Here is a 23,815-nt window from a genome sequence, read left to right as displayed (position 1 = left end):
TGTCCCTCTTTGATGTAATTTAATGCTCGTTGTTTAAAATCTGTACTATATGCCATAGCTTTATTATAACATGTATTTTATAAACTAAGTAACTATAATGACTCTAGTATAGGACGCCTTCCTAAAAGCAAACTTAAGATTTTCTTAGAAAAAGCTTAATCCAAATGTTCTTTCTTCTCTAGATTTAGGGCAATCACATGCCACTCTGGATCCTCTTGCCAATTAGGAAGTGAACTGATATAGCTTGCTACCTTGCGGGCTTCCTCAAGAATCGGAAAATCTTCGATAATATCAGCCACTTGAAACTCTGGTAGACCTGACTGTCTGGTTCCAAAGATTTCACCAGAACCACGCATTTTTAAATCTTCCTCAGCAAGGATAAAGCCATTTGTTGTCTCCGTCATGATGCGCATACGGTCCTTACCTGAGTCTGTTTTGGGATTGGCCACAAGTACCGCATAGGACTGCTTGTCTCCACGACCTACACGACCCCGAAGCTGATGGAGTTGACTAAGCCCAAAACGATCAGCATCCATGATAATCATGACTGTCGCATTTGGCACATTAACCCCAACCTCGATAACCGTTGTCGAAACCAGAATATCAGTCTTTCTATCTTTGAACTCCTGCATAATCTGGTCTTTTTCATCACTCTTCATCTTCCCATGCAAGAGAGCAACTTTTGCTTTTTCTGCAAAATGATCTGTCAACTCTTCTGACAAAGCGATAGCATTTTTCAAATCCAAGGCTTCAGATTCTTCAATCAAGGGCGAAATAACATAGGCTTGAGAACCTTTTTGAATTTCTCCTTCCAACCAAGTCAGGACCTGGGGCAACTGTTCATGTTTAATCCAGCGTGTTACGATTGGCTTGCGTCCTGCTGGCATCTGGTCAATAATAGAAACATCCATATCTCCAAAGGCTGTGATGGCTAAGGTCCGTGGAATCGGTGTTGCCGTCATCATGAGGACATCTGGATTTTCACCTTTTTCCCGTAAAATACGCCTTTGTCCGACTCCAAATCGGTGTTGTTCATCGATGATGATCAATCCAAGTCGATCGTAGTCTACTCCATCCTGTATAAGGGCATGGGTACCGATGATTACATCAACTTGACCCTTAGCAATGGTCTCTAAAACCGTGCGTTTTTCTGCAGCTTTTAATGAACCTGTTAGGAGAGCTAGTTTCAAATCAGGAAAGAGACTTTCTAGACTTTCAAAATGTTGCTCTGCAAGAATCTCTGTTGGAACCATGAGGGCAGCCTGATAACCAGCCGTTACGGCTGCGTACATCGCTAGACCTGCTACCACTGTTTTCCCACTTCCAACATCCCCTTGCAAGAGTCGATTCATGTGATGGTCCGACTTCATATCGGTCAGGATTTCTTGCAGGCTCTTTTCTTGGGCTTGGGTCAAAGCAAAGGGTAACTTTTCTTTAACCGCAGTTAGTTTTTCCTGGGACCAATTCAGAACCAATCCACTTCCATCAACCTTATTTTCAGACTTGAGGGTCTGTAATTGCATTTGGAAATAGAAAAGTTCCTCAAACTTGATTCGACGGAGAGCCTGTTTGTATTCTGCCAAATCCTTAGGGAAATGCATAGCACGAACAGCCTGACAGCGAGACATGAGTTTGTATTTATCTAGCAAGGACTGAGGGAGATTTTCCTCTATCAAGAGATCTAGCCCCCGATCAAAGGCGGTTTTAATGACCTTAACAAGGCTTGCTTGACTAACTCCTTGTGCGAGACGATAGACAGGTTGAAGGTCGTCCTCCACTTGGGCTAAAACCTTCATCCCTGTGAGACTAGCCTTGGAGCGATCCCACTTACCAAAAACGGCTAGAGTCGCTCCTAACTCAATCTTGTCAGCCAGGTAGGGTTGGTTAAAGAAGTTAACTGCAAACACAACCTCTCCCTGCTTGAGACTAAAGCGTAAACGATTGCGCTTAAAACCATAATACTGAACACTAGCTGGCGTCACCACCTGACCAGATAGGACAGCCTTTTCACCGTCTTCTAGCTCTAGCACCTGCTTGGTCTTAAAATCTTCATAACGGAAAGGAAAGTAGAGCAAGAGATCTTGCAGGTTTTCGATTCCTAGTTTGGCATATTTTTCTGCTGACTTTGGTCCCACGCCAGGCAAGACATGCAAGGGTTGGTGTAAATTCATGCTCTTCTCCTTTCCTTCTGTTTCTTAATAATATTCTCTCGGAATTCGATCACTGAGGAGACAAACTACCTCATAATTGATCGTTCCACGGTAAACCGCTACATCTGTTGCAGTAATTTCTTGATCACCGTCTGCACCAATCAAAGTTACCTTGGTACCTAATGGATACAGCTTAGGTAAACGAACCGTGATTTGGTCCATGGATACCCGCCCTACGATAGGGCACAATTGTCCATCCACCAGAACTGAGAAATTCTGCATATCTCGTGTCCAACCATCTGCATAACCTATCGGTACCGTTGCAATGACTTGCTCACCGTCTGCTTGATAAGTTGCTCCGTAACCCATACAAGCCCCAGCTGGGACTGTTTTAACATGAACAATAGCTGACTCCAAAGTTAAGGCTGGTTTTAGTTCATAAGGCAATTCCAAAACTTGTCCACTTGGATTGAGACCATACATGGAATCTCCCATGCGAACAGCACTGAAAATAGTTTCTGCATGCCATAGAGTCGTTGCGGAGTTACTAGCATGAACCAATTCTGGTACTTCTTGCAAGCCAGCAAGTATTTCCTTGAAACACTCTAACTGTTCCTTAAAATAGCTATCCGACTCTTCATCAGCAGTTGCAAAGTGTGTAAAGATTCCCTCAACATTTGCTCCATGTTCCTTGAGTAAAGTTTGAGCTTGTGCTGCCTCGCTTGCACTTCTAAAACCAATTCGCCCCATACCTGAATCAATTTTAAGGTGAACGGTTAAGCCTGGTAAGTCTGACTCTGTCGCTATGAGTTTCTGGATCCATTCCAACCCAGCCACTGTCAAGGTAATATCAAAGTCCTTAGCCAATGAAAGAGATTCAACCTCAGATACTCCTAGAATAAGAATCTTCTTAGAAATTCCTGCCTGACGAAGCTCGATGGCTTCATCAATATTCGAAACGCAAAAGCCATCGACATCATCCTGGATAGCCTTCGCAACAGCTATCGCTCCATGTCCATAAGCATTGGCTTTCACAACCGCCCATTTAAGAGTATCTTTAGGAATGTGCTCTCCCATTTGTTGGATATTGTAGCGGATAGCACCCAGATCGATGAGGGCCTTGGTTGGTCTATGTGGACTAGTTTTCATAATCTTCCTCCAAAATAACACTAGCTGTCACAAACTGATTTGTATGGCTGATCGATAGCCACACTTTCCCTGAAAACGGGGATTTACTGAAGTAGGGGGCTCCTCTTTCATTGTTCAAAACTTCCAAATCCTGAAAACCTAATTTCCCAACTCCCGTTCCCATAGCCTTTGAGAAAGCCTCTTTTGCTGACCAACGCCCAGCCAAATACTCGATCTGCCTACGACCTTTGAGACTGGCAAAGCGCTCCATTTCCTTGTCTGTCAAGACACGCTGGGCAAAACCTTTTCTTTTTTCAACTGCATTTTGTATGGAAGCTAATTCTTCAATATCAATTCCGTGTCCAACTATCATTTTTATCAAAAGGAGTTGAGATACCCCCAACTCCATCCTTTTCACTTATTTTGTTAAGGTAGTATAGATTTCTTCTACCAGGGCTACTGTATTTTCCCATCCTAGACAGGGGTCTGTAATCGAACAACCAAAAAGTTCTGGTTGATTTTGTCGACCATCTGCCAAGTAGGATTCAATCATGAAACCTCGAACTGTTTTCTTAATCTTTTCATTCCAGTCACGATTGAGCAGAGCCTGGCGAACAATTCGAACTTGCTCCATATACTGCTTCCCTGAATTATCATGGTTGGTATCAATCATGATAAAGGGATTTTCAAGCCCCATAGACTCGTAACGCCCGATAGCATTTAAGAGAGTTTCATAGTAGAAGTTTGGTTCATTTTTCCCATATTCATTCATTGCTCCACGAAGGATAACGTGAGCTAGGGGATTACCTGAAGTCTCAACTTCTTGTCCATGGTAAAGAAATGTTTGCTTGTTTTGTGCAGCATAGATAGCATTAAACATAACAGACAGATTTCCAGAGGTTGGATTTTTCATACCCACTGGTGCATCAATCCCTGAAGCTACAAAACGGTGTTCCTGATCTTCTACTGAACGCGCACCCACTGCATGGTAGCTCACCAAGTCGTCAACCAAGACTAGATTGGATGGATAAAGCATTTCATCTGCTGTGGTCAATCCAGTTTCTGTAATCACTCGATAATGAAGTTGACAAACAGCCTGCAAACCATTAATCAAACTTGGTGCTTTAGAAGTATCTGGCTGATGAACCAACCCCTTGTAGCCATCTCCATTGGTACGTGGCTTAGCTGTGTAAACACGCATGACCATAAAAATCTTATCCGCCACTTTTTTCTGCAAGTCTGCTAAACGGCGAGCATATTCAAGCACTGCTTCTTCATTATCAGATGAACAAGGACCAATGACTAAAAGGATACGATCATCCTTACCAGATAGAATATCAGCTAGTTCTTGGTCTCGGCTTTCCTTATGTTGCAAGGCTTCTGCAGACAGCTGTGTTTCCGCCTTAATCGCTTCAATGTCGATTTCTTGACCTTTTTCAATAAATGCCATACTATTCTCCTAGTCTTTGGTAGATTTCGCGAACAAGAGCTTCAGTATTTTCCCATCCTAGACATGGGTCGGTGATAGATTTTCCAAAGACCTCTGGTTCATTTTGACGACCATCTTCTAGATAAGACTCAATCATGAAACCACGTACATATTTTTTAATCTTTTCATTCCAGTCACGGTTAATCAAGGTCTGACGAACAATGCGAATCTGATCCATATACTGCTTGCCTGAGTTATCATGGTTGGTATCAATGATGATAAATGGGTTTTCGAGGCCCATTTTTTCATACTGGGCAATGGTATCCATCAAATTATCGTAGTAATAGTTCGGAATGTTTTTCCCGTATTCATTGAGGGCACCACGGAGAATAGCATGCGATAGAGGATTTCCAGTCGTTTCAACTTCTTTCCCTAGGAAAAGGAAACTTTGTTTGTTTTGAGCCGCATAAATACCGTTGAACATGACATTGAGATTTCCAGACGTTGGATTTTTAAAACCTGTCGCAAAATCTGCTCCACTAGCTACAAAACGGTGTTGTTGGTCTTCAACCGAACGAGCTCCAACTGCCATGTAAGAAATCAAGTCATCTACCAAAGGAAGGTTTTCTGGGTACAACATTTCATCCGCGGTCGTCATTCCTGTTTCAGAAATAACACGGTAGTGCAGGTGGCGAACTGCCTTGATCCCATTGATGAGGCTAGGTGCTTCTTTGGCATTTGGTTGGTGAATCAAGCCCTTATAGCCATCACCATTAGTACGTGGTTTAGCAGTGTAAACACGCATGACCATAAAGACGCGGTCTTTGACTTCTTCTTGCAGTTTTGACAAACGCTTGGCATATTCGAGAACTGCTTCTTCATTGTCAGATGAACAAGGACCAATCACCAACAAAACACGCTGATCTTCACCACGAATAATCGCTTCAAGTTCTTGGTCACGTTGTTGTTTATTGCCCAGTGCTTGTCCTTCTAATTTAGACAAACTACGGACTTCTTCAATATTAATTTTAGGGCTTTTGGCTGTAAATACCATGATTCATCCTCCTTATAAAGCAAACGGACGCCAAGCGAAAATTCACTTTTCACTAGGCATCCGCCTGAAAATTAGTCATTCTTAATGTCGTTTACCATGACAGTTTTTAAATTTCTTACCAGAACCACATGGGCACAAGTCGTTACGCTTAACTTGACTAAGATCCAAATCTGCAGGAAGCTCAGTCTGTTGCGCAGCAATATTACGAGTTGCTGTCGTACTGATATGGCGCTCTGCTTGTGGACGCTCTTGTTCATGAATTTGTGCTTTCATCATCAAACGAGTCACATCAAACTCAATGGAACCAATCATATCATTAAACATGCGGAAACCTTCTGCTTGATACTCAACGACTGGGTTATTCTGAGCATAACCACGGAGACCAACAGCATTACGCAACTGATCAAGAGCATCGATATGGTCTGTCCACTTGTTATCTACAACACGTAGAATCAAGACTTTTTGGAATTCTTTAACAGCTTCCTCATCACGAAGCTTAGCAACTTGGCTATCGTAGACTTTCAAGGCACGTTGGTAAAGTTCATCTTTGATCGCTTGGTCTGACAAACCTTCTAGGTCTGAAAGTGAAATTGAATCTTCTGGAAGCAAGTTGTATCTTGCAAAATTCAAGATAGCTTCTAGTTTTTCATCTTGTTTAGCACGCGCATGATTATCAACAACACGATTAATAGTGCGTTTAATCATTGCATGAATCTCAGGAGCCAAATCGCGATCAGCAGTGATGACATCGTAACGTTGTGAGTAGATAATCTCACGTTGCTCACGCATGACATCATCGTATTGAAGGACTTGTTTACGTGTGTCGTAGTTGTTTCCTTCAACACGTTTTTGTGCTGCTTCAACCTGACGTGTCAACATACGAGATTTGATTGCTTCGTCTGACATATTGAGACGTTCAAAGACACCCTTCAAGCGCTCTGAACCGAAACGTTTCATCAAATCATCTTCAAGAGAAAGGTAGAATTGAGATTCCCCTGGGTCCCCTTGACGTCCTGAACGTCCACGAAGCTGGTTATCGATACGACGACTTTCATGGCGTTCTGTACCAATGACACAAAGTCCACCAAGTTCACGAACACCTTCACCAAGCTTAATGTCAGTACCACGACCGGCCATGTTGGTCGCGATTGTAACTGCACCACGTTGGCCAGCATTCATGATGATTTGAGCTTCTTTGTAGTGGTTTTTGGCATTCAATACTTCGTGAGGAACACCTGCAGCTACCAATTTTTTAGAAATATAATCACTGGTTTCAACGGCAACCGTACCAACCAAGACTGGTTGACCCTTTTGGTAGCGAGCTTTTACATCTTCGACAACCGCCTTAAACTTAGCCTCGATACTTGCATAAAGAAGGTCTGAGTGGTCAATACGTTGAACAGGACGGTTTGTTGGGATTGGAATAACACGAATGTTGTAAATTTCACGGAATTCTTCTTCCTCAGTCTTACCTGTACCCGTCATACCAGACAATTTCTTATACATACGGAAGAGGTTTTGGTAAGTGATTGAGGCAGATGTCTTGGTTTCATCCTGGATTGGCACACCTTCTTTTGCTTCAATAGCTTGGTGCAAACCATCAGAATAACGACGACCTTCCATAGTACGACCGGTAAATTGGTCGACAATCAAGATTTCCTGCTCTTCGCTGACCACATAGTCAATATCAAGAATCATAATGTAGTTAGCACGAAGGGCATTGTCGATAAAGTGAGTCAAGGCTACGTTTTCGATATCGTAGAGATTTTCTAGTTTGAAGTAGCTTTCAGCCTTGTCAATACCAGAATCAGATAGACCAATTGTCTTAGACTGAATATCAATGATATAGTCATCCTTATCCAAAGACTTCACAAAATGGTCAGCCATATGGTAGAGTTGACTGGTTTCAACTGCATTGGCCCCTGAAACGATCAAAGGAGTACGAGCTTCGTCGATCAAGATTGAGTCAACCTCATCGACCAAGGCGTAGTTGAGTGGACGTTGAACCATATTTTCGGCACGAACGACCATGTTATCACGAAGATAATCGAAACCAATCTCTGAGTTGGTTGAATAAGTGATATCACACTCATAAGCTTCTTTTTTCTCCATTGGAGATTTGGCTGCCAAGTTAATCCCTACTGACAAACCAAGCCATGAGTACAACTCACCCATCTCAGTCGCGTCACGTTCTGATAGATACTCATTGACCGTAACTACGTGTACACCTTTACCTGAAAGGGCGTTAAGGTATACTGGCATAGTCGCTGTCAAGGTTTTCCCCTCACCAGTACGCATCTCAGGAACGTCACCATGGTGAAGAACGATTCCCCCCATAACCTGAACCTTATACGGGAAAAGACCAAGAACACGCTTAGCTCCCTCGCGTACAACAGCAAACGCCTCATACAAAAGTTGGTCAAGAGTCTCACCATTTTGATAGCGTTGTTTGAATTCTTCTGTTTTTGCTTGCAATTGCTCGTCTGTTAACGCAGCCATTTCATCTTCATATTTTAAGACTTTGTCCGCCATCTTTTCCAAGCGACGGAGTTCGCCTTTATCATTTTCGATGATTGTTTTTAGTAAATTTGCCATTTTTTTCCTTACTTTAAATTCTGAATATTTTAGAATGTTCTTTTTATTGTAGCATATTTGCCCAATTTTTTCAAGAAATATTCCGTTTTCCCTTAGAGCAAAAAAGAGCTAATCATCAAGATTAGTTCCCTTTAAAATTCCTACTCTTAGCTTCATTTTTCCCTAATTTGAACTTCTACTTAACTCAGCATTGAGAAACGAAGCATCCTTCAGTTATTAGACAAGAATTTCCTCAGTTCTCTCAAGGAAGATTAGCCTTCTTCTTTTCCAACTTCAGTTTTTTCATAAATTTTAGACCAGTATAAACTATCCAGTCATTGAGTAAGGATAAAAGGACTAAAACTATCCATATCAACCACCTAGCTAGATCCTTGGGCTCTAGTAAAATAAAATTAAATAAGATTAGCGAAAAAAGAGTGAAAGCTAGACTAAACAAGGTCATGAGAGGTAAATAAATCCAGTAAAAATAGTAAAGGAAGGAAAAGTGCTTACTTCCTGGTCGTACCTTCCTTTGCCAACTAAAAAAGAAAAAATAGGGCACTAAAATCAACAATTGTAGCAACTTCTCCATCTCATCACCTCCAGAACTGTTTCCTATTTTTATTATAGCAAAAAGACCTGGAAAGTAGTTTCCAGATCTTGCAATTCTTAGAAATAATCGACCAGTCTACTGTTTTGATGTAGAAGTACTAAAGTCAACCTTTGGAGCTATCTTGGCTTCTTCGCTTTCTTTGAAGGTTTCTGCTTCTTTAAAGTTCATCATATTAGCAAAGAGAACAGTTGGGAAGCTTCTTAATTTTTGATTGTAGTCAGTTGCTGCCTGGTTGTAATCCTTGCGGGCTACAAAAATACGATTTTCGCTTCCAGCCAACTCCGTCATGAGTTGTTCCACATTTTGATTGCTCTTAAGCTCAGGATAGTTCTCTGTCAACACAAGCAGGCGTGAAATAGCTGAACTCAACTCACCTTGAGCCTCTTGGTTTTCCTTTGAAGTAACAGAGCCATTCCCAATTTTTGCACGTGCTTCTGCAATCTGGGTGAAGACCTCTGTCTCATGGTTCATTTGTCCCTTTACAGACTCTACCAAATTTCCAATCAAGTCTGAACGACGTTGAAGAGCTGTCGCTACATTTGCTTGAGCTTGTTCTACCTTGGTCTGTTCGGAGACAAGACCGTTATAAGTACCTACAACCGAGCAACCTCCCAGCAAGATAATGGCTAGTAAAATGCTCAATACATAAATGATTCCTTTATTTTTCATATCTAAACCTACTCATTTCTTTAAATTTTATACTGACATTACCAATCATCAGATGAACCTCCACCATCAAAGCCTCCGCCGTCCCAGCCACCAGAAGAATCTGAACCTGAGTCTGACCAAGATGAATCCGAATCGGATGAGTCACTAAACCACCATCCTCCGTCAGAGGAATCTCCTCCTCGGCCACCGCCGCCTCCTCTAATAATGGCTATAAATACGATAATGAAATAAATGATTATCCCTACTCCAAACACATTGTCCATAGGGTCACTGTTCTTACGATGACTAGACGAGCTACTATTGCGACTCGATTTTTTCCCACTGATGCTATCAGAATAATGTTTGATTTTAGAGGATTCATCAGATGGAAATGTTCCACTTCCTCTATAAAACTGATTGTCCAAGCCTTTGGCAATCGCTAGAATTCCTTTACCATAGTCACCAGTTTTGAAATCTGTACGGCTGGCTGCCAAAATCTGCTTGGTTTGATAGTCCGTTATTCTAATGGCGGTGTTATTACTGGTTTCAATTCTCGATTTACGGTCTTGAACAGCTACTACAATGAGACTTCCAAAATTATCTCCTGAATAGCCAATCTTCCAAGCCCTGGCAGTTTCATTAGCCACCGTTTCAATGCTTTCTCCTTCCAGACTATCTACGATATAGACACCTATTTGGAGCTTTTCTGCCTTTTTACTATTAGCTTCATTCAAATCACGAATTTGTGTGATAGTGTCCTCTGTTAAATAGTGATTTGGATCGTAGATACCATAGTCTGGTTTTTCAGGTACTGTGAATGCTGATAAGAAGAGAAATACCATCAGCAATCCAAGGATACGCGCCAAGAAACTTTTCTTTAACAATCTATATTTTTTCATAATAACCTCCTTGTGCAAGGAAAATTGTTTAGAGAATTATAGCATTTTGATTTTTACAAAGAAAGTACATTTTCATTACAAATCTATGACAAGAACTAAGAAAATGATGTTTTTTTGATGACAAATCTGACTCTCTATTCTGCATTAAATGGTCTAAATTTCCACCATATTGACTGCAATCTCTAGAAGGAATAAGCAGAAGCACTCGGAATCAATCTTAGATAAATTTTGGATCTGTTGACAAGCCTTATTTCTTGGCATTATAGTTCATAAGATTTGCATTTCTTGATATCCAAGGATAGATCACACAACTCATGACAAAAGAGAGGCTTTGAGAGGGAGGAATTCCTCTGTACTACACCCCCGAAAAATTTAACTTTCGGAGTCTATACATTCTTAAATCTACTAGTCTTTGTATTCTTGTGGAGAAAATTTCAGATCCATAAAAAATTTTCAGAAATTTTTATTTTACAATATGATAAAAAATATAGTCATCGATATATTTATCTACTGATCAAACATTTTTAACGTTTTTTCCGTTATTCTCAAAATTTTCGAAATCACTTGATGAATTTATGATGTTTTAGCACTCTCTGTTAGGGTTGCTAATTCACTGGGTAATTTATTTTCAAAATAAATATAGGCTTCATCTGTCGTAGCGTTCAAATTATCTATTCACATGCTTTTTATAGTGAAAACTTCTACATCCTACGCGATAATCTATCTCAAAATAATAATAATGATCCCTGCCATCCTTGGCATTTTCCTTGTTCAAGACAAAGTAGTTCTTTTGGTTGATGGCCATGGTCCGTAGGATATCATCAATCAGAAAAGTCAGGGGTACATTCATGGTAGAGTATTTTTGAAAATCTTCCTCAAAACAAATGTAGTCATCTGAAAAATAATCCATCTGCAATTTGTTTTCATACAACTCTTTTCTAGTCATCAACTTCCTCCTGACAAAGTTGGATTGTGAAAATATCATCTACCCTTATTAATCTATAGCCCTCATCAGTTTTAAGAGAGATTTCTTGAGGAGATAATTCTCTTACTTCACCCAATATGGTGCTTTTATGATTTTTCTCCTTGACCATAAAAGAGCCTTTTAGTCGCCCAACGTAGAGCTGGGAAAGCAGCAACAACTTCTCGACTGGATTCAAATCTGTCGATAAATCGACACGATTTTTTTCTGCACTGAGCGAGGTCGTATGCTCCGATAGAAAAAAGCCCATCCACTTCTGCATGCCTGGATCCTGGTAGTCCCTTGCGGATTGGAAGGGCAAATAAGAACGATCAATCATTTTAATCCATCTAATCCTCCAGCGGAATGCCCTCCGATGAGCCTGCTTCTGGCAATACTTCTCGATGCGTCTTCTAAGGCAGTCGCCTTCAAGAGAGAAGTAAATCCGAATTGTTCTCGAATGGAATCAATGGCAGTCTGGAGCCTTTCTTCTTTTTCTAGCTTGTCAACATCATCAAAAAGGGAAATTAAAGCAAAGGACTCGTCTACAAATCCTGAATAACTAACGGCAATACTTCTGACGGCTCCAGAAGTATATTTGCTATGGAATAATTTCAGTACATAACTGACTAAAAGACTGGTACTATTGGTCGGCTCAACCTTCATCTGGGTATGGATGGAGCGTTTTTGTTCCTGCTTAGAAAAACCAAGATGGATAGACACCACTGTTGCCTTTTTACTAGCTCTTCGAAGCCTGATAGCTACTTGCTCAGCCATTTCTCGAAGGATAATTTCGATATCTCGCTGTTTGACATAGTCTCTCGGTAAAATTTGCGAATTTCCTAGACCGTGAGATTTTGGCTTATAAGGCTTATGAACATTACTCTCATCAATCCCATTAGCATGAAACCACAAGCGAAGTCCAGCTTGGCCAAGCTCCTTCTTCAGGAAATCCGGATTGCTATTGGCTAATTCCTTAATCGAATAGATTTTCAAGCTATTCAAGCGCTTCTCCATCCGATGCCCAATCCCCCAAAAGTCGGTCATCTTTGGAATGGACCAGACCTTATCCTCCACATCTTGGTAAGACCAATTGGCTCGCATAGTCGGTGTGTGCTTGGCTTCATTATCCAAGGCCAACTTAGCAAGCAGAGGATTGGCATTCGACATACCGACTGTCGAGTAAATCCCGGTCTGTCGCCAGATATCTCTCTGGATACGAGCCGAAAGCATGTCCAACTTATCTCTACGAGAAATCTGCTGGTCTGGAACAAAATAATTGAGCGAACTGGTTAGGTCAATAAAGCCTTCATCAATTGAATAAGGATAAATATCATCTGGACTGCCATAGTTCTGAAAGATTCCTTGGATTTCCAGATTGACCGCGATATACTTATCCATCCGAGGAGGGACAATGACGGTCACTTGAGCCCAATCCTCGATAAATTTCACATAAGCTGAATCCGTAGGTAGGCCTTGTTTCTTAGCATTGTAGTAGGAAAATTTGCGCGTCTTAATATCAAAAGGCAGGTCATAAGCACGACCTACATTTGCTTTCCCAAAGACCTTTTTAAACATAGGCGAGGAGGCAAGAATAAGCCCAACAGAATTATCCGCCCGACTCATAACACAAAGGGAAGTTTTAAGAGGATGAAGCCCTCTTTCCACACACTCAACACTGGCATAAAAGGACTTCATATCAACAAAGGCAATATCACTTTTGGGCTCTCTGGAATAATCAAAGTAGCCCATAGGCTATCCCTCCATGGGTACAAAGTTGCCCACGATAATGCCCACAATTCTAGGATCTTCCTCATAGGGGATGAAAATATCCTTGTACTTGGGATTAATGGAAACTAGACGCAAGCCTTCCTCTTCTCGATAGACCCGTTTGATATAGGTCTGGTTATTGCAAACCACTGCATAGACAGCACCATCATAATCAAATCCTGTCTCACGAATCAAAGCTACTGAACCATTTTGATATTTGGGTTCCATAGAATCTCCAGAAACCCAGGAAGCAAAATCGTGAGCTAGTTCCTCATTAAAGTAAACCGTGTCAAAGTTTCGATCATCATAAACTGAAGCACCGATCCCAGCTGACATGCGTTCGTAGACATGATACTCGAAAAGTTTTTCTGAAATAAGCGTTACCTTCTTGGCTTGTTCTTCTTGAACCAGGTTGCGAGCATAGACTACCACCTTTTCTTTCCCTTGATTAGAGAGGCTATTATAGAGACGGACAATTTCTATTTGGGTGAAATAGCCTTTTGGTACTTTTAAAATCTCTTCTAATTGTGAAACCTTCTCTTTAGAAGGCTCTTTAACTCCACGCTCCCAGGCCGAATAAGCCTGAAAACTAATCCCAAGTCGCTCTGCAATCTCTTTTTGTGTTAGTTTTAGCTCTTTTCTCCGAGCCTTGAGTTTTTCTGGTTGGTACATGTTTTACCTCCTAGCGTGATGTTTTCATCGCAGGTTGACTCTATTTTAAAAATTCAACCATTTTGGTTTAGTTTTATTATATAAAAAAAGTAGACGAATGTCTACTAGAAATGTTGAGGTTTAGCAGACTATTGGGAATGATGATGCTATAGATTCCTTATCTCAAATACTGCCGTATGAATCCACTCGTTATTCATTTGAAAGTCATTTTCTATGATTTTACTAAAGGTAAAACCATTTTTTAAAAGCACTCTCTGAGAAGCCAGATTGTCCGTTGCCGTCCCTGCGATAATCTTATGTAAACCATAAGTAGTAAAGGCCTTTTCTAAAACGAGTTTAACTGCTTCGCTTGCATATCCTAAATTAGTAACATTTTCTCCAATCCTGTATCCAAGTTCTGCTGTTTTTCTATCCTTCCCTAAAACACTTAAATTGATTCTTCCAACCATAACACCTTGTGCATCTCTAATAAGATGCATGTAGACATCATGATTCTCTTGTTCCCTTAACAATTCCCTTGTAATTTCTTTAAAACTTTCTGAATCAAAATAGTGAGCTGGTCTAGGAGGTAAACTTCGCTCAAAATACTCCCGATTTTCTTTTTCAAAAGAATAAATATCTATACTATTTTCTTCAGACATCAGCTCTAAACTTATCATTGTAAACCACCTCCTATCATTCTATAAATTCAAATGTGCTCATGTTCACACAAAGTGACATTTACAGAATTTACAGAGATATCTTAATTTATTCATATCGTATCTACATTATAACACAACATACTATGAAGAAAAATAATATCCATCAAAGTCCTCATAAATTCCAACATCTTGCTAAACAGGCTGGGATGCCTATAGAAGCTATTTTAAAATCCTACTTACTTCATCTTCATAAAATGATACTGACTCACGAATAAAGAAGAAAATCATCTCAAATTTGATGAGATGGTTAATCATTTAGTCTACTTTATAAAAAACTTGTTCTGAGCTAGTTGGAGCAGCTTGGCCAGCAGTAAGCCTGTTTTTACTTAAGTCAGAATCTAACCCAGCTATAATAAGTCCAACAGGATAAATACTCATTCCATACCCTGTAAAACCAGATCTAACGCTGAAGTTAACACTCCCATCGCTAGCTATGCTCACTTTCTCAATGTTCCCACTATTTACTAGTCCATTTTTATCGAATGTAAACTCTTGCCCAAGTCCATTTCTCCAAGTTCCAACTAGAGTCGAGAAATCTCCGTTTAGAATGGCTTGCTCATCTATTTTTTGTGATTTAGCATTCGTTTGCTCTTCTTGTGTCGAGATTTTTTCCTCAGTAGTCGTAACACTATCTTGAGTAGTCGTTGAACTAGTGGTTGTTGTACTAGTCGCTGTCGTACTAGTAGTAGAAACCTGTTCTGTTGTAGCATTTACTGCTTCTACATCTTGCTTCTTATGATTAAAGAAGAACATAAAACTTATCAGTACTATAGCAATTAAGCAACTTAACAGAATCAAAATCCAATTGATGCCTTTTCCTATTTTCATTTATAACTCCTTTAAATTATTCGTATTTAATTATATCATACCAAACTGGTACTAGGAAGAAATTGTATAAGACAAAGACTAGCGGTGTGATTTTTTGGGGGGTGAACTCTCTTATTGAGGATTAAAAAAGAACACCCCGAAAGGTGCTCTTTGTAAGTATAGTAATTCTTTCGAAGAACGTTTACTAAATTGTGATGCTTTACGAGCTTTTTTCAATCCTAGTTTGAAAAGTTTGGCTTTTAGGACAGCTCAAAAGCGCTTGATAGGAAACGTCCGAAGAGTTTCTGCCGATTTTGATTTCAAGAAATAGGAATAGATGTATCTATAATAGTGCAATTTCTTAATGCAAAACTTTCAATCCTATCCTCTTCCTTCTTATCCTAATAAAGTTTGTAATATTGGAATAACAACGATAAATAGAACCGTACTTAGAGTCACCACATTCGTAGAGAATTCCACATCTCCTTTTCCCTGATTAGCAAGGATCGGAAGAACAGCTAAAGCTGGTGTAGCGGACTGAATCATAAAGGTCTTAAATTCTGCTGTCGCCATATTTGGCGCAAAGAACTTCAATACAAGAAGCATGATTAGAGGAGCTAGGATAAAGCGTCCAACTAAAGTGACAATTGTATCTTTATCAAAAGTAATAGTTTTCAAGCCTGCCTTTGCAAGAACGATACCAATATAAATCAGAGATAAGGGAGTTACGATATTTCCAACATAGGTTAAGGTATTCGTTGCGAAATCTGGAATAGAGATTCGGAGAATCAAAAATAGCAGAGCCACAAGAAAACCTACAAGCGGAGCTGGTAGCAATTTCTTCCAGTCAAATTTACTTGTCTCCTTGCTTTGACCCGATTTACTGTCACTCGTCATCAAATACACGCCCAATGTCCAGGTGGAAATCGTGTTAGTGATATAGTAAATTAAGAAATAAGGAAGAGCCTGATCCCCAAAAAGAGCAACGTTTAAAGGTAAACCAATAAAAATAGTATTGGCATTCACAAAAGTATTAATCATGGTTCCTCGCCGTCCTGGACGAACCTTGAAAACCACAACTGCAATATAAGCTACGATATAGCCCAAGATAAAGGCCACAAATGTATAAAGGAGACCTCCAGAAAGACTGATTAGTTTATCTAGTGTTAGGTATTTCATCACCGACACAAAAATTGACGCTGGCAAGGCTACATTCATGATCAAACGAGATAGGTTAGGTCCAAAGGCATCTCCAAACCATCCCTTCACCTGAAGAATATACCCCAAAACAATAATAGCGATAATCGGAATGATACTCGTAATCGAGGTTAAAAAGAGTGACATAGGTATCCTTTCTAAATTACTTAAGTCCACAGCCCATACAAATCTGTCGCTAGCGAAGGATAGACAGTAGCAATGAATTATTTATACTCTGGATACCACTTCAAATCACGAACTGCTTTGGCCATATCTGTTTCCTTAGCACGCGCAAGACCTTGCTCTTGTGCTTTTTTAGCGACTGCTTCTGCTACTTTAATAGAAACATCTGCTACATACTTGAATGGTGGCAAGACAGGAGCTCCTGGTTGACCTGGATTGACAATACCACTCAATGAATGAGCTGCTGCTCCAATCATTTCATCAGTCAAAAGACTTGCTTCAGAAGCCAGCATACCTAGACCAAGACCTGGGTAAATCAAGGCATTATTGGCTTGACCAATCACATAGTCGACACCTTTATAAGAAACTGTATCAGCAGGAATTCCTGTTGCGACAAAAGCTTTGCCATCTGACCATTCAATCAAATCTTTGGCACTAGCTTCTGCTAGTTTGGTTGGATTTGACAAAGGGAAGATCATCGGACGCTCTGTATTTTCACACATAGCCTCTACGATTTCTTTAGTGAAGGTATTTGGTTGAGTTGAAGTTCCGACAAGAATGGTTGGCTTCACAGTCTTCACAACTTCAAGCAGGTCAGTCAACTTGTCTGCGTTACTAAAGTCAGCACGTTTTTTAGCAAATGGTTTTTGTTCAGGAGTTAGGTCATACATATCATCAAAGAGAAGACCTTGTTTGTCAACCATAAAGAAACGTTTATAGGCTTCTTCTTCAGAAAGACCTTCACTCACCATTTCACGAAGAACACGAGAGGCAATTCCTGCACCTGCAGTACCACCACCATAGCAGAGATAAACTTGATCGGTTAATTTTTCACCACTAATATCTAGCGAACCAAAGATACCACCCAAGGTAACGATTCCTGTACCTTGAATATCATCATTAAAGGTAGGAATTTGTTTCCGGTATTTCTCAAGAATATTGGCAGCATTCAAGCGGCCGAAGTCTTCCCAGTGAAGGTAGAGTTTAGGAAAAAGACGTTCTGCTGTTTGAACAAATTGGTCAATGAAGTCGTAGTAACGATCCCCACGAACACGTTCGTGGCGATTTCCTAAGTAATTAGGATTGTTACGAAGTTCTTCACGGTTAGTCCCGGCATCAATAACTAAAGGAAGCACCATTGAAGGGTCAATTCCTGCAGCACCTGTATAGACCATCAATTTCCCAACAGAAATATCGACACCATTTGTTCCCCAGTCACCGATTCCAAGGATTCCTTCTGCATCTGTTACTACAATGAGACGAATCTCACGGTCCCCAGCAGCATTTTTCAAGGTAGCTTCAATATTTTCAGGATGATTGATATCAAGATATCCCGCATATTGTGGATCTACAAAGAGGTCACTATAGCCTTCAATGGTATCTGCAATGGTTGGATCGTATACAATTGGATTGAATTCCTCCAAATGTCGAGAAAAGAGGTAATAGAAAAGAGTTCGGTTGGTATTAAAAATTTCCATTAGGAAAAGACGCTTTTCCAAATCATTGGCTTTTGTTTGCATTTGCGCATAAGTTTGCACCGCTTGTTCTTCAATCGTTTGAACATACGGTGGCAGTAAACCAATAAGACCTAGTTCCTCTCGCTCCTCTAAGGTAAAGGCAGTACCTTTATTGAGGAAAGGGTTGTTTAAAATATCATGTGCAGTCATAGTGCAACCTCCTTTTTACTTCTATTATACCACTTAAAATGAATTGTCTGTAAAACTTTGTTGTTTAAAAAATACAATTGTGTACGCATATGTTATAATGAGTCTACGAAGACATTTTTCTAATAAGCTCTTTATACTTAAAACACTATTGTTAATAGCACTTTAAGTTGTTATATTCTATAAAGTTCTGAACTCATAAAACTCTCGATGATCACTCTTTACTAAAAATTTCGAGTAAAAGAAACTAATCATACAAATTGGCAATCCGAATTAAAATAAAAATTACATAAGTTTGTTATGTAATACTTTGTATTTTTTAAGATGTTTTTTTGTCATACAAAACTTGTATTCTATTTATATGACGAATAAAAACTATTTACAACAATATATTTCCCAAAAAGTGAAATATTTTCGAACACAGAAAAAAATGAGCCAGGAAGAACTTTCGGAACAAGCAGGACTTGGACTTAAGTATATCAATCAACTTGAAAACCAAAATGTGAATCTGACCATTCACAGTCTTGAAAAAGTGATTGTCGCCCTAGATATGACCCCAGAGGAATTTTTCAATTTTGATAGCCTTGAATCAACCTCTGATAAGACAGACAATCTTTCACTCAAAAGAATCAACATGAAGATTAAACAGCTCCCTATTGATAAACGAGAAAAGATGTTGGTCATTTTTGAAAGTATCTTAGATAACCTTTGATATCCCTGACTCACTTACATTTTAACCGGTGAATACTCGTATAGTCAAATTGTAGGGTACGGATAAAAAGTATTTATCTGGTGATTTCCACTTATTTTCCTTCTCCAACTAATGAAAGTGAGCCCATATGAATTTAAAAGATCTACAATATTTTTATGACCTCTGCCAGCTTCAATCCTATACAGACGTAGCAAAACAACACAAAGTCAGCCAACCATCTATTTCTTATGCCATCAAGCGCTTAGAGGAATCTTTTAATTGCAAATTGATTCACCATGATCCCTCGCATCGTTCCTTTAAACTAACTCCCCAAGGACAAATCCTTCTAAAACATACAGAACAGATCTTACCTGAGATCAGTTCTGCTCACAAAGAAATTAATCGCTCCTTGGCACATTACTCTACTGTCGGATTCCCTCCTATTATCATTCAGTATCTCTTTGCTGCCTTGAAGGAAAAAGATAAATTCGATTTTTTAAAAAAAGTGCGCCCTATCCGCGGTGGCTCCGTGGAGTTATTAAACCTTCTCCTCAAGGGAGACCTTGACGCAAGCCTACTCGGTTTGATTGAACCACTCAATCATCCTTCAATAGAGACGCATGAACTCTTTCAAAAAGAACTATATATCGTTTTATCTAAGAACCATCCTCTTGCTACTGCTCCTTCCCTCGCTTTTGAAGAATTAGTAGAGCAATCTTTCATCCTTTTAGACGAACACTTTGTTCACCTGAAAGCTTTTGAACTCCTTAATCAAAAGTATCAAAACAAGGCAGAAATATTCTTTAAGACTGATGACATTGTCATTCTTAAAGAACTTTTAAAGAAAGGAATTGGCCTTAGTTTACTAGCTGATATCGCACTTTCTGATGAAGATGATGATTTAATAAAAATCCCTCTAATACCGGAGGACCAGATTACATTTACAGTTTATTACGCTTACCTTAAATCAGCTACACCATCATCAGAAGTAGAGGCCTTATTTAATCTAATTAAATCATATGAATAGAAAAAACTCTAACTATCAACTACCTGATAGCTAGAGTTTTTTACATTGTAGATATTAAACTAACATAAAGAGAAATAAGGAATTGTCGATTAATCTTTTCATTTACCTGATACTATTCAACGAGATTCCTAATTATCAATCTATAAGGTATCAATGAAAAAAGAACACCCCGAAAGGTGCTCTTTGTAAGTATAGTAATTCTTTCGAAGAACGTTTACTAAATTGTGATGCTTTACGAGCTTTCTTAAGACCTGGTTTGGAAAATATGGATTTCAGTTGGACTAAAAACAGCGTAATATAACGGCTTTTCAGAACTATATCTACTAATTAATTTCATAAAATATGAATCATTATTTTTTAAATAGGGGAATAGTTTAGGTCTGTAAGAATTAACTTATACACTTACAAGGTTTATTCTGATCGACTTTATAACTGTCTACGAAAAAAAGACAGAAATGAGAGATTGAGTGTGGGGAAAAAACTATTAGGTGTAGTTTCAATACTTCTACTAATGCTTTTGCTTATATTTAATGCAAGTAAATAGTCAATTCGTCCGAGCATTTCCTTCTCCATCTCCGTAGCAGAAAGTTGAGTTTATTTAACAAACTGATAAAATAATAGAGAAACTAATTATTTCGAGGCCAAATCATGAACCTATCAAACGTATTTCAAAAATTATCCCCAAATACTCCCATCTTACAAGCTACCTTTGGTCTGGAGCGCGAATCTCTACGAATCAATACTGAAGGCCGTGTCGCTCAAACGCCACACCCTGAAAAATTGGGTTCTCGCAGTTTCCATCCCTATATCCAGACAGATTATAGCGAACCTCAACTAGAGCTCATTACACCGGTAGCACAGTCGACCACGGAAGCTCGTCGCTTCCTCGGGGCCATCACCGATGTGGCTATTCGCTCAATGGATAAGTCAGAATATCTTTGGCCTTTATCCATGCCACCTGTGATTGTAGAAGAAGAGATTCAGATTGCCCAGTTGGAAAGTGACTACGAGTATCAATACCGAGTTGGTTTGGCAGAACGCTACGGCAAATTGCTCCAGTCCATATCTGGAATTCACTATAATTTTGAACTCGGCAAAGATCTGACCCAGCAGCTCTTTGAAGTCAGTGACTATGACGATTTACTGACCTTCAAGAATGCCCTCTATCTCAAGTTAGCTCAGAACTTCTTGTGTTATCGCTGGCTCTTGACCTACCTTTACGGAGCAAGCCCGCTAGCAGAAAAAGGGTTTTTGACAGATGAAATTGGTTGCGTGCGGTCGATTCGTAACTCCAACTACGGCTATGTCAATGCCCCCGATGTTCACATTTCCTTCTCTTCACTGGAGCAATACGTGACCGACATCGAAAACGCTGTTGGAACTGGGCAACTGTCCTCTGAAAAAGAATTTTACTCTGCCATCCGTTTACGCGGTGCTAAGACTAGCCGGGACTTTTTGACTAAGGGCATCTCCTATCTAGAGTTCCGCAACTTTGACCTCAACCCCTTTGAGCCACTGGCAATCAGCCAAGAAACACTAGACACCACCCACCTCTTTGCACTCGCACTCTTGTGGCTAGACGACATGGAGCAAGTCGACGAAGAATTGGCAGTAGCTGCTACTCTCAACAACCAAATCGCTCTCAGCCATCCCCACACACCACTTCCTAAAGAGGCTGACCCTAAACCTATCGTGACAGCCATGAAGGACATCGTCGCTCACTTTGGACTGGATGACTATTATAGCCAGCTTATCACTAAGGTGGAGGCCTCTCTTCTTGATCCACGTTTGACCCTTTCTGGAAAAATAGCAGAGCAGGTTGAAGAAGGGTCCCTTGAAAAATTTGGCCAACAACAAGGACAAGCCTTTCATGACTATGCTTGGACAGCACCTTATGCCCTCAAAGGCTATGAAAACATGGAACTCTCCACCCAAATGATTCTCTTTGACGCCATTCAGCTGGGCTTGAACGTAGAAATTTTAGATGAGGAAGACCAATTTCTCAAACTCTGGCATGGTGACCATGTGGAGTACATTAAAAATAGCAACATGACATCCAAAGATAACTACGTAATTCCACTGGCCATGGCTAATAAGGTTGTGACCAAAAAGATTTTGGACAAGGCTGGTTTTCCAGTACCTGCGGGAGCAGAATTTGCTAACAAGGACGATGCCTTGCGGTACTACGGACAAATAGCCAACTCTGCTATTGTTGTCAAACCCAAATCCACCAACTTCGGTCTGGGCATTTCCATCTTCCAAGAGTCAACAAGCCTTTCTGGCTATGAAAAAGCCCTAGACATCGCCTTTTCGGAAGATAGCCATGTGCTAGTCGAGGAGTTTGTGGCAGGGACCGAGTACCGTTTCTTTATCTTGGATGGAAAATGCGAGGCTGTCGTGCTCCGCGTTGCGGCCAATGTCGTAGGCGACGGAAGCTCAAGCATCCGAGAATTAGTCGAAAAGAAAAACCAAGACCCTCTGCGTGGTCGCGACCATCGCTCACCTCTTGAAATCATCAATCTGGGTGATATTGAATTACTCATGTTGGAACAGCAGGGTTACACACCTGATACAGTCTTGCCTAAAGGTAGCCAAACCTTTCTGCGTGGTAATTCTAATATCTCAACTGGAGGCGACTCCATTGACATGACTGACCAGATGGGCGAGAGTTACAAACAACTAGCTGCCGATATGGCGACTGCTATGGGGGCTTGGGCCTGTGGAGTCGATTTGATTATCCCAGACTACACCAAGCCTGCTAGTAAGGAGCTACCAAATTGCACCTGTATCGAACTCAACTTCAATCCTGCCATGTACCTGCACGCCTATACTTACGTAGGGCCAGGACAACGTATCACACCGAAAATTTTACGGAAGTTGTTTGGAGAGATATGAGAATAAGATCAGAGATTTTCTGAGCTTACTTTTTTATATTTGATAAATGGTAAAATATAGTGCAACAAAAAACTCATAGAGCCCAATCTCGTGTAAACTGTAAGTAACCACACTAAACAGAACACGGGAGAAATCTATAAGCTACTATCATATTACCATAATTGAGCGAATTAAGATAGAGACTTACCTAGAATTAGGTCTCAAACCCTGCCAAATAGCTAGAAAATTAGGCGTTCACAAATCAACCTTCTCAAGAGAATTAAGTGTGGTAATGACACTTACTCTGCACAAGCAGCACAAACACACAATGAACAATTGGCGAAGCAGAAGGGAAGAAAATCGAGTTAGACTCCTGTGAATTGAAGTAGGAAATTAAAGAGCGATTACAATCTTCATGGTCTCCAGAACAAATTTGTAGTCGTTATCAACTTGAAAATAGGTCCATGGTGTCCTTCAAAATCCAATTTGTAAAATTAAGCTAGAAAAAAAGCATCTCGTATTTTTGATACGAAATGCTTTTAATAAATGTAAATAAGTTTTAACGTTTACTAAATTGTGATGCTTTACGAGCTTTCTTAAGACCTGGTTTCTTACGTTCAACTTTACGTGAGTCACGTGTAAGAAGTCCTGCACGTTTCAATGAATCGCGGAAGTCTGGGTCTACTTGAAGAAGGGCACGAGCGATACCGTGACGGATAGCTCCTGATTGACCAGCGTATCCACCACCTACAACGTTAACGAAAACGTCGTAT

The 23,815-nt window shown here is 40.1% G+C and carries 20 protein-coding genes and 1 pseudogene; 4 read left to right on the top strand and 17 right to left on the bottom strand.

Annotated features, from left to right (window positions below):
* Nucleotides 1–155: 155 nt before the first annotated feature.
* The 16 genes from recG to E7C97_RS06540 form a co-directional block, all read right to left on the bottom strand.
* Complete coding sequence (gene recG / locus E7C97_RS06615) at nucleotides 156–2,171, bottom strand: ATP-dependent DNA helicase RecG (RefSeq protein ID WP_316108537.1); 2,016 nt, start codon at nucleotides 2,169–2,171, stop codon at nucleotides 156–158.
* 24 nt (nucleotides 2,172–2,195) lie between these two features.
* Complete coding sequence (alr, locus tag E7C97_RS06610) at nucleotides 2,196–3,299, bottom strand: alanine racemase (protein WP_316108536.1); 1,104 nt, start codon at nucleotides 3,297–3,299, stop codon at nucleotides 2,196–2,198.
* A complete protein-coding gene (gene acpS / locus E7C97_RS06605; RefSeq protein WP_049510394.1) occupies nucleotides 3,289–3,651 on the bottom strand; it encodes a holo-ACP synthase in 363 nt (120 codons plus the stop codon). Before acpS ends, alr begins: the two co-directional genes overlap by 11 nt.
* Before the next feature lie 45 nt (nucleotides 3,652–3,696).
* Entirely contained in the window at nucleotides 3,697–4,728 is a 1,032-nt protein-coding gene (locus E7C97_RS06600) for a 3-deoxy-7-phosphoheptulonate synthase (RefSeq protein ID WP_049510341.1), read from the bottom strand.
* Nucleotide 4,729: 1 nt separating this feature from the next.
* Nucleotides 4,730–5,761 (bottom strand): 3-deoxy-7-phosphoheptulonate synthase, encoded by a 1,032-nt coding sequence (locus tag E7C97_RS06595; RefSeq protein WP_049510339.1) that lies wholly within the window; start codon nucleotides 5,759–5,761, stop codon nucleotides 4,730–4,732.
* Between the two features lie 81 nt (nucleotides 5,762–5,842).
* Nucleotides 5,843–8,356, bottom strand: a complete 2,514-nt coding sequence (gene secA / locus E7C97_RS06590) for a preprotein translocase subunit SecA (RefSeq protein ID WP_316108535.1) — start codon at nucleotides 8,354–8,356, stop codon at nucleotides 5,843–5,845.
* Between the two features lie 667 nt (nucleotides 8,357–9,023).
* Complete coding sequence (locus tag E7C97_RS06585) at nucleotides 9,024–9,617, bottom strand: LemA family protein (protein ID WP_049528841.1); 594 nt, start codon at nucleotides 9,615–9,617, stop codon at nucleotides 9,024–9,026.
* 38 nt (nucleotides 9,618–9,655) lie between these two features.
* Nucleotides 9,656–10,495 (bottom strand): TPM domain-containing protein, encoded by an 840-nt coding sequence (locus E7C97_RS06580; protein ID WP_316108534.1) that lies wholly within the window; start codon nucleotides 10,493–10,495, stop codon nucleotides 9,656–9,658.
* 667 nt (nucleotides 10,496–11,162) lie between these two features.
* Entirely contained in the window at nucleotides 11,163–11,441 is a 279-nt protein-coding gene (locus E7C97_RS06575; RefSeq protein ID WP_316108533.1) for a DUF5960 family protein, read from the bottom strand.
* A complete protein-coding gene (locus tag E7C97_RS06570; protein ID WP_316108532.1) occupies nucleotides 11,434–11,796 on the bottom strand; it encodes a hypothetical protein in 363 nt (120 codons plus the stop codon). Before E7C97_RS06570 ends, E7C97_RS06575 begins: the two co-directional genes overlap by 8 nt.
* Nucleotides 11,793–13,208: a Y-family DNA polymerase gene (locus E7C97_RS06565; RefSeq protein ID WP_316108531.1), complete on the bottom strand. Its 1,416-nt coding sequence runs from the start codon at nucleotides 13,206–13,208 to the stop codon at nucleotides 11,793–11,795. The genes E7C97_RS06570 and E7C97_RS06565 overlap by 4 nt, the downstream gene beginning before the upstream one ends.
* A gap of 3 nt (nucleotides 13,209–13,211) precedes the next feature.
* Nucleotides 13,212–13,898 carry an XRE family transcriptional regulator gene (locus E7C97_RS06560; RefSeq protein ID WP_316108530.1) on the bottom strand — a complete coding sequence of 229 codons (687 nt, stop codon included), beginning with the start codon at nucleotides 13,896–13,898 and terminating at the stop codon, nucleotides 13,212–13,214.
* Nucleotides 13,899–14,044: 146 nt separating this feature from the next.
* On the bottom strand, nucleotides 14,045–14,557 hold the full coding sequence (locus E7C97_RS06555) for a GNAT family N-acetyltransferase (protein WP_316108529.1): 513 nt from the start codon (nucleotides 14,555–14,557) through the stop codon (nucleotides 14,045–14,047).
* Between the two features lie 297 nt (nucleotides 14,558–14,854).
* Nucleotides 14,855–15,427, bottom strand: a complete 573-nt coding sequence (locus tag E7C97_RS06550) for a DUF6287 domain-containing protein (RefSeq protein ID WP_316108528.1) — start codon at nucleotides 15,425–15,427, stop codon at nucleotides 14,855–14,857.
* A 375-nt stretch (nucleotides 15,428–15,802) separates the two neighbouring features.
* Entirely contained in the window at nucleotides 15,803–16,750 is a 948-nt protein-coding gene (locus E7C97_RS06545; protein WP_000051820.1) for an AEC family transporter, read from the bottom strand.
* A gap of 77 nt (nucleotides 16,751–16,827) precedes the next feature.
* Complete coding sequence (locus E7C97_RS06540; protein WP_316108527.1) at nucleotides 16,828–18,453, bottom strand: malolactic enzyme; 1,626 nt, start codon at nucleotides 18,451–18,453, stop codon at nucleotides 16,828–16,830.
* Nucleotides 18,454–18,811: 358 nt separating this feature from the next.
* Here E7C97_RS06540 and E7C97_RS06535 point away from each other — a divergent pair, with 358 nt between their 5' ends.
* The 4 genes and pseudogenes from E7C97_RS06535 to E7C97_RS06520 all read left to right on the top strand — a co-directional run.
* Nucleotides 18,812–19,162, top strand: a complete 351-nt coding sequence (locus tag E7C97_RS06535) for a helix-turn-helix transcriptional regulator (RefSeq protein WP_316108526.1) — start codon at nucleotides 18,812–18,814, stop codon at nucleotides 19,160–19,162.
* 127 nt (nucleotides 19,163–19,289) lie between these two features.
* On the top strand, nucleotides 19,290–20,168 hold the full coding sequence (locus E7C97_RS06530) for a LysR family transcriptional regulator (protein ID WP_316108525.1): 879 nt from the start codon (nucleotides 19,290–19,292) through the stop codon (nucleotides 20,166–20,168).
* A 648-nt stretch (nucleotides 20,169–20,816) separates the two neighbouring features.
* Nucleotides 20,817–23,063 carry a bifunctional glutamate--cysteine ligase GshA/glutathione synthetase GshB gene (gshAB, locus tag E7C97_RS06525; RefSeq protein ID WP_316108524.1) on the top strand — a complete coding sequence of 749 codons (2,247 nt, stop codon included), beginning with the start codon at nucleotides 20,817–20,819 and terminating at the stop codon, nucleotides 23,061–23,063.
* A 136-nt stretch (nucleotides 23,064–23,199) separates the two neighbouring features.
* A pseudogene (locus tag E7C97_RS06520) lies at nucleotides 23,200–23,521 on the top strand (transposase); the annotation flags it as partial.
* Between the two features lie 80 nt (nucleotides 23,522–23,601).
* On the opposite strand, the gene rpsI reads toward E7C97_RS06520, so the two are convergent.
* A partial coding sequence (gene rpsI / locus E7C97_RS06515) for a 30S ribosomal protein S9 (RefSeq protein WP_316108523.1) occupies nucleotides 23,602–23,815 on the bottom strand: 214 nt, incomplete at its 5' end.

The sequence above is a fragment of the Streptococcus sp. genome (assembly GCF_032481935.1).
Classification (GTDB): Bacteria; Bacillota; Bacilli; order Lactobacillales; family Streptococcaceae; genus Streptococcus.
This window is presented reverse-complemented; position numbering and strand designations above follow the sequence as displayed.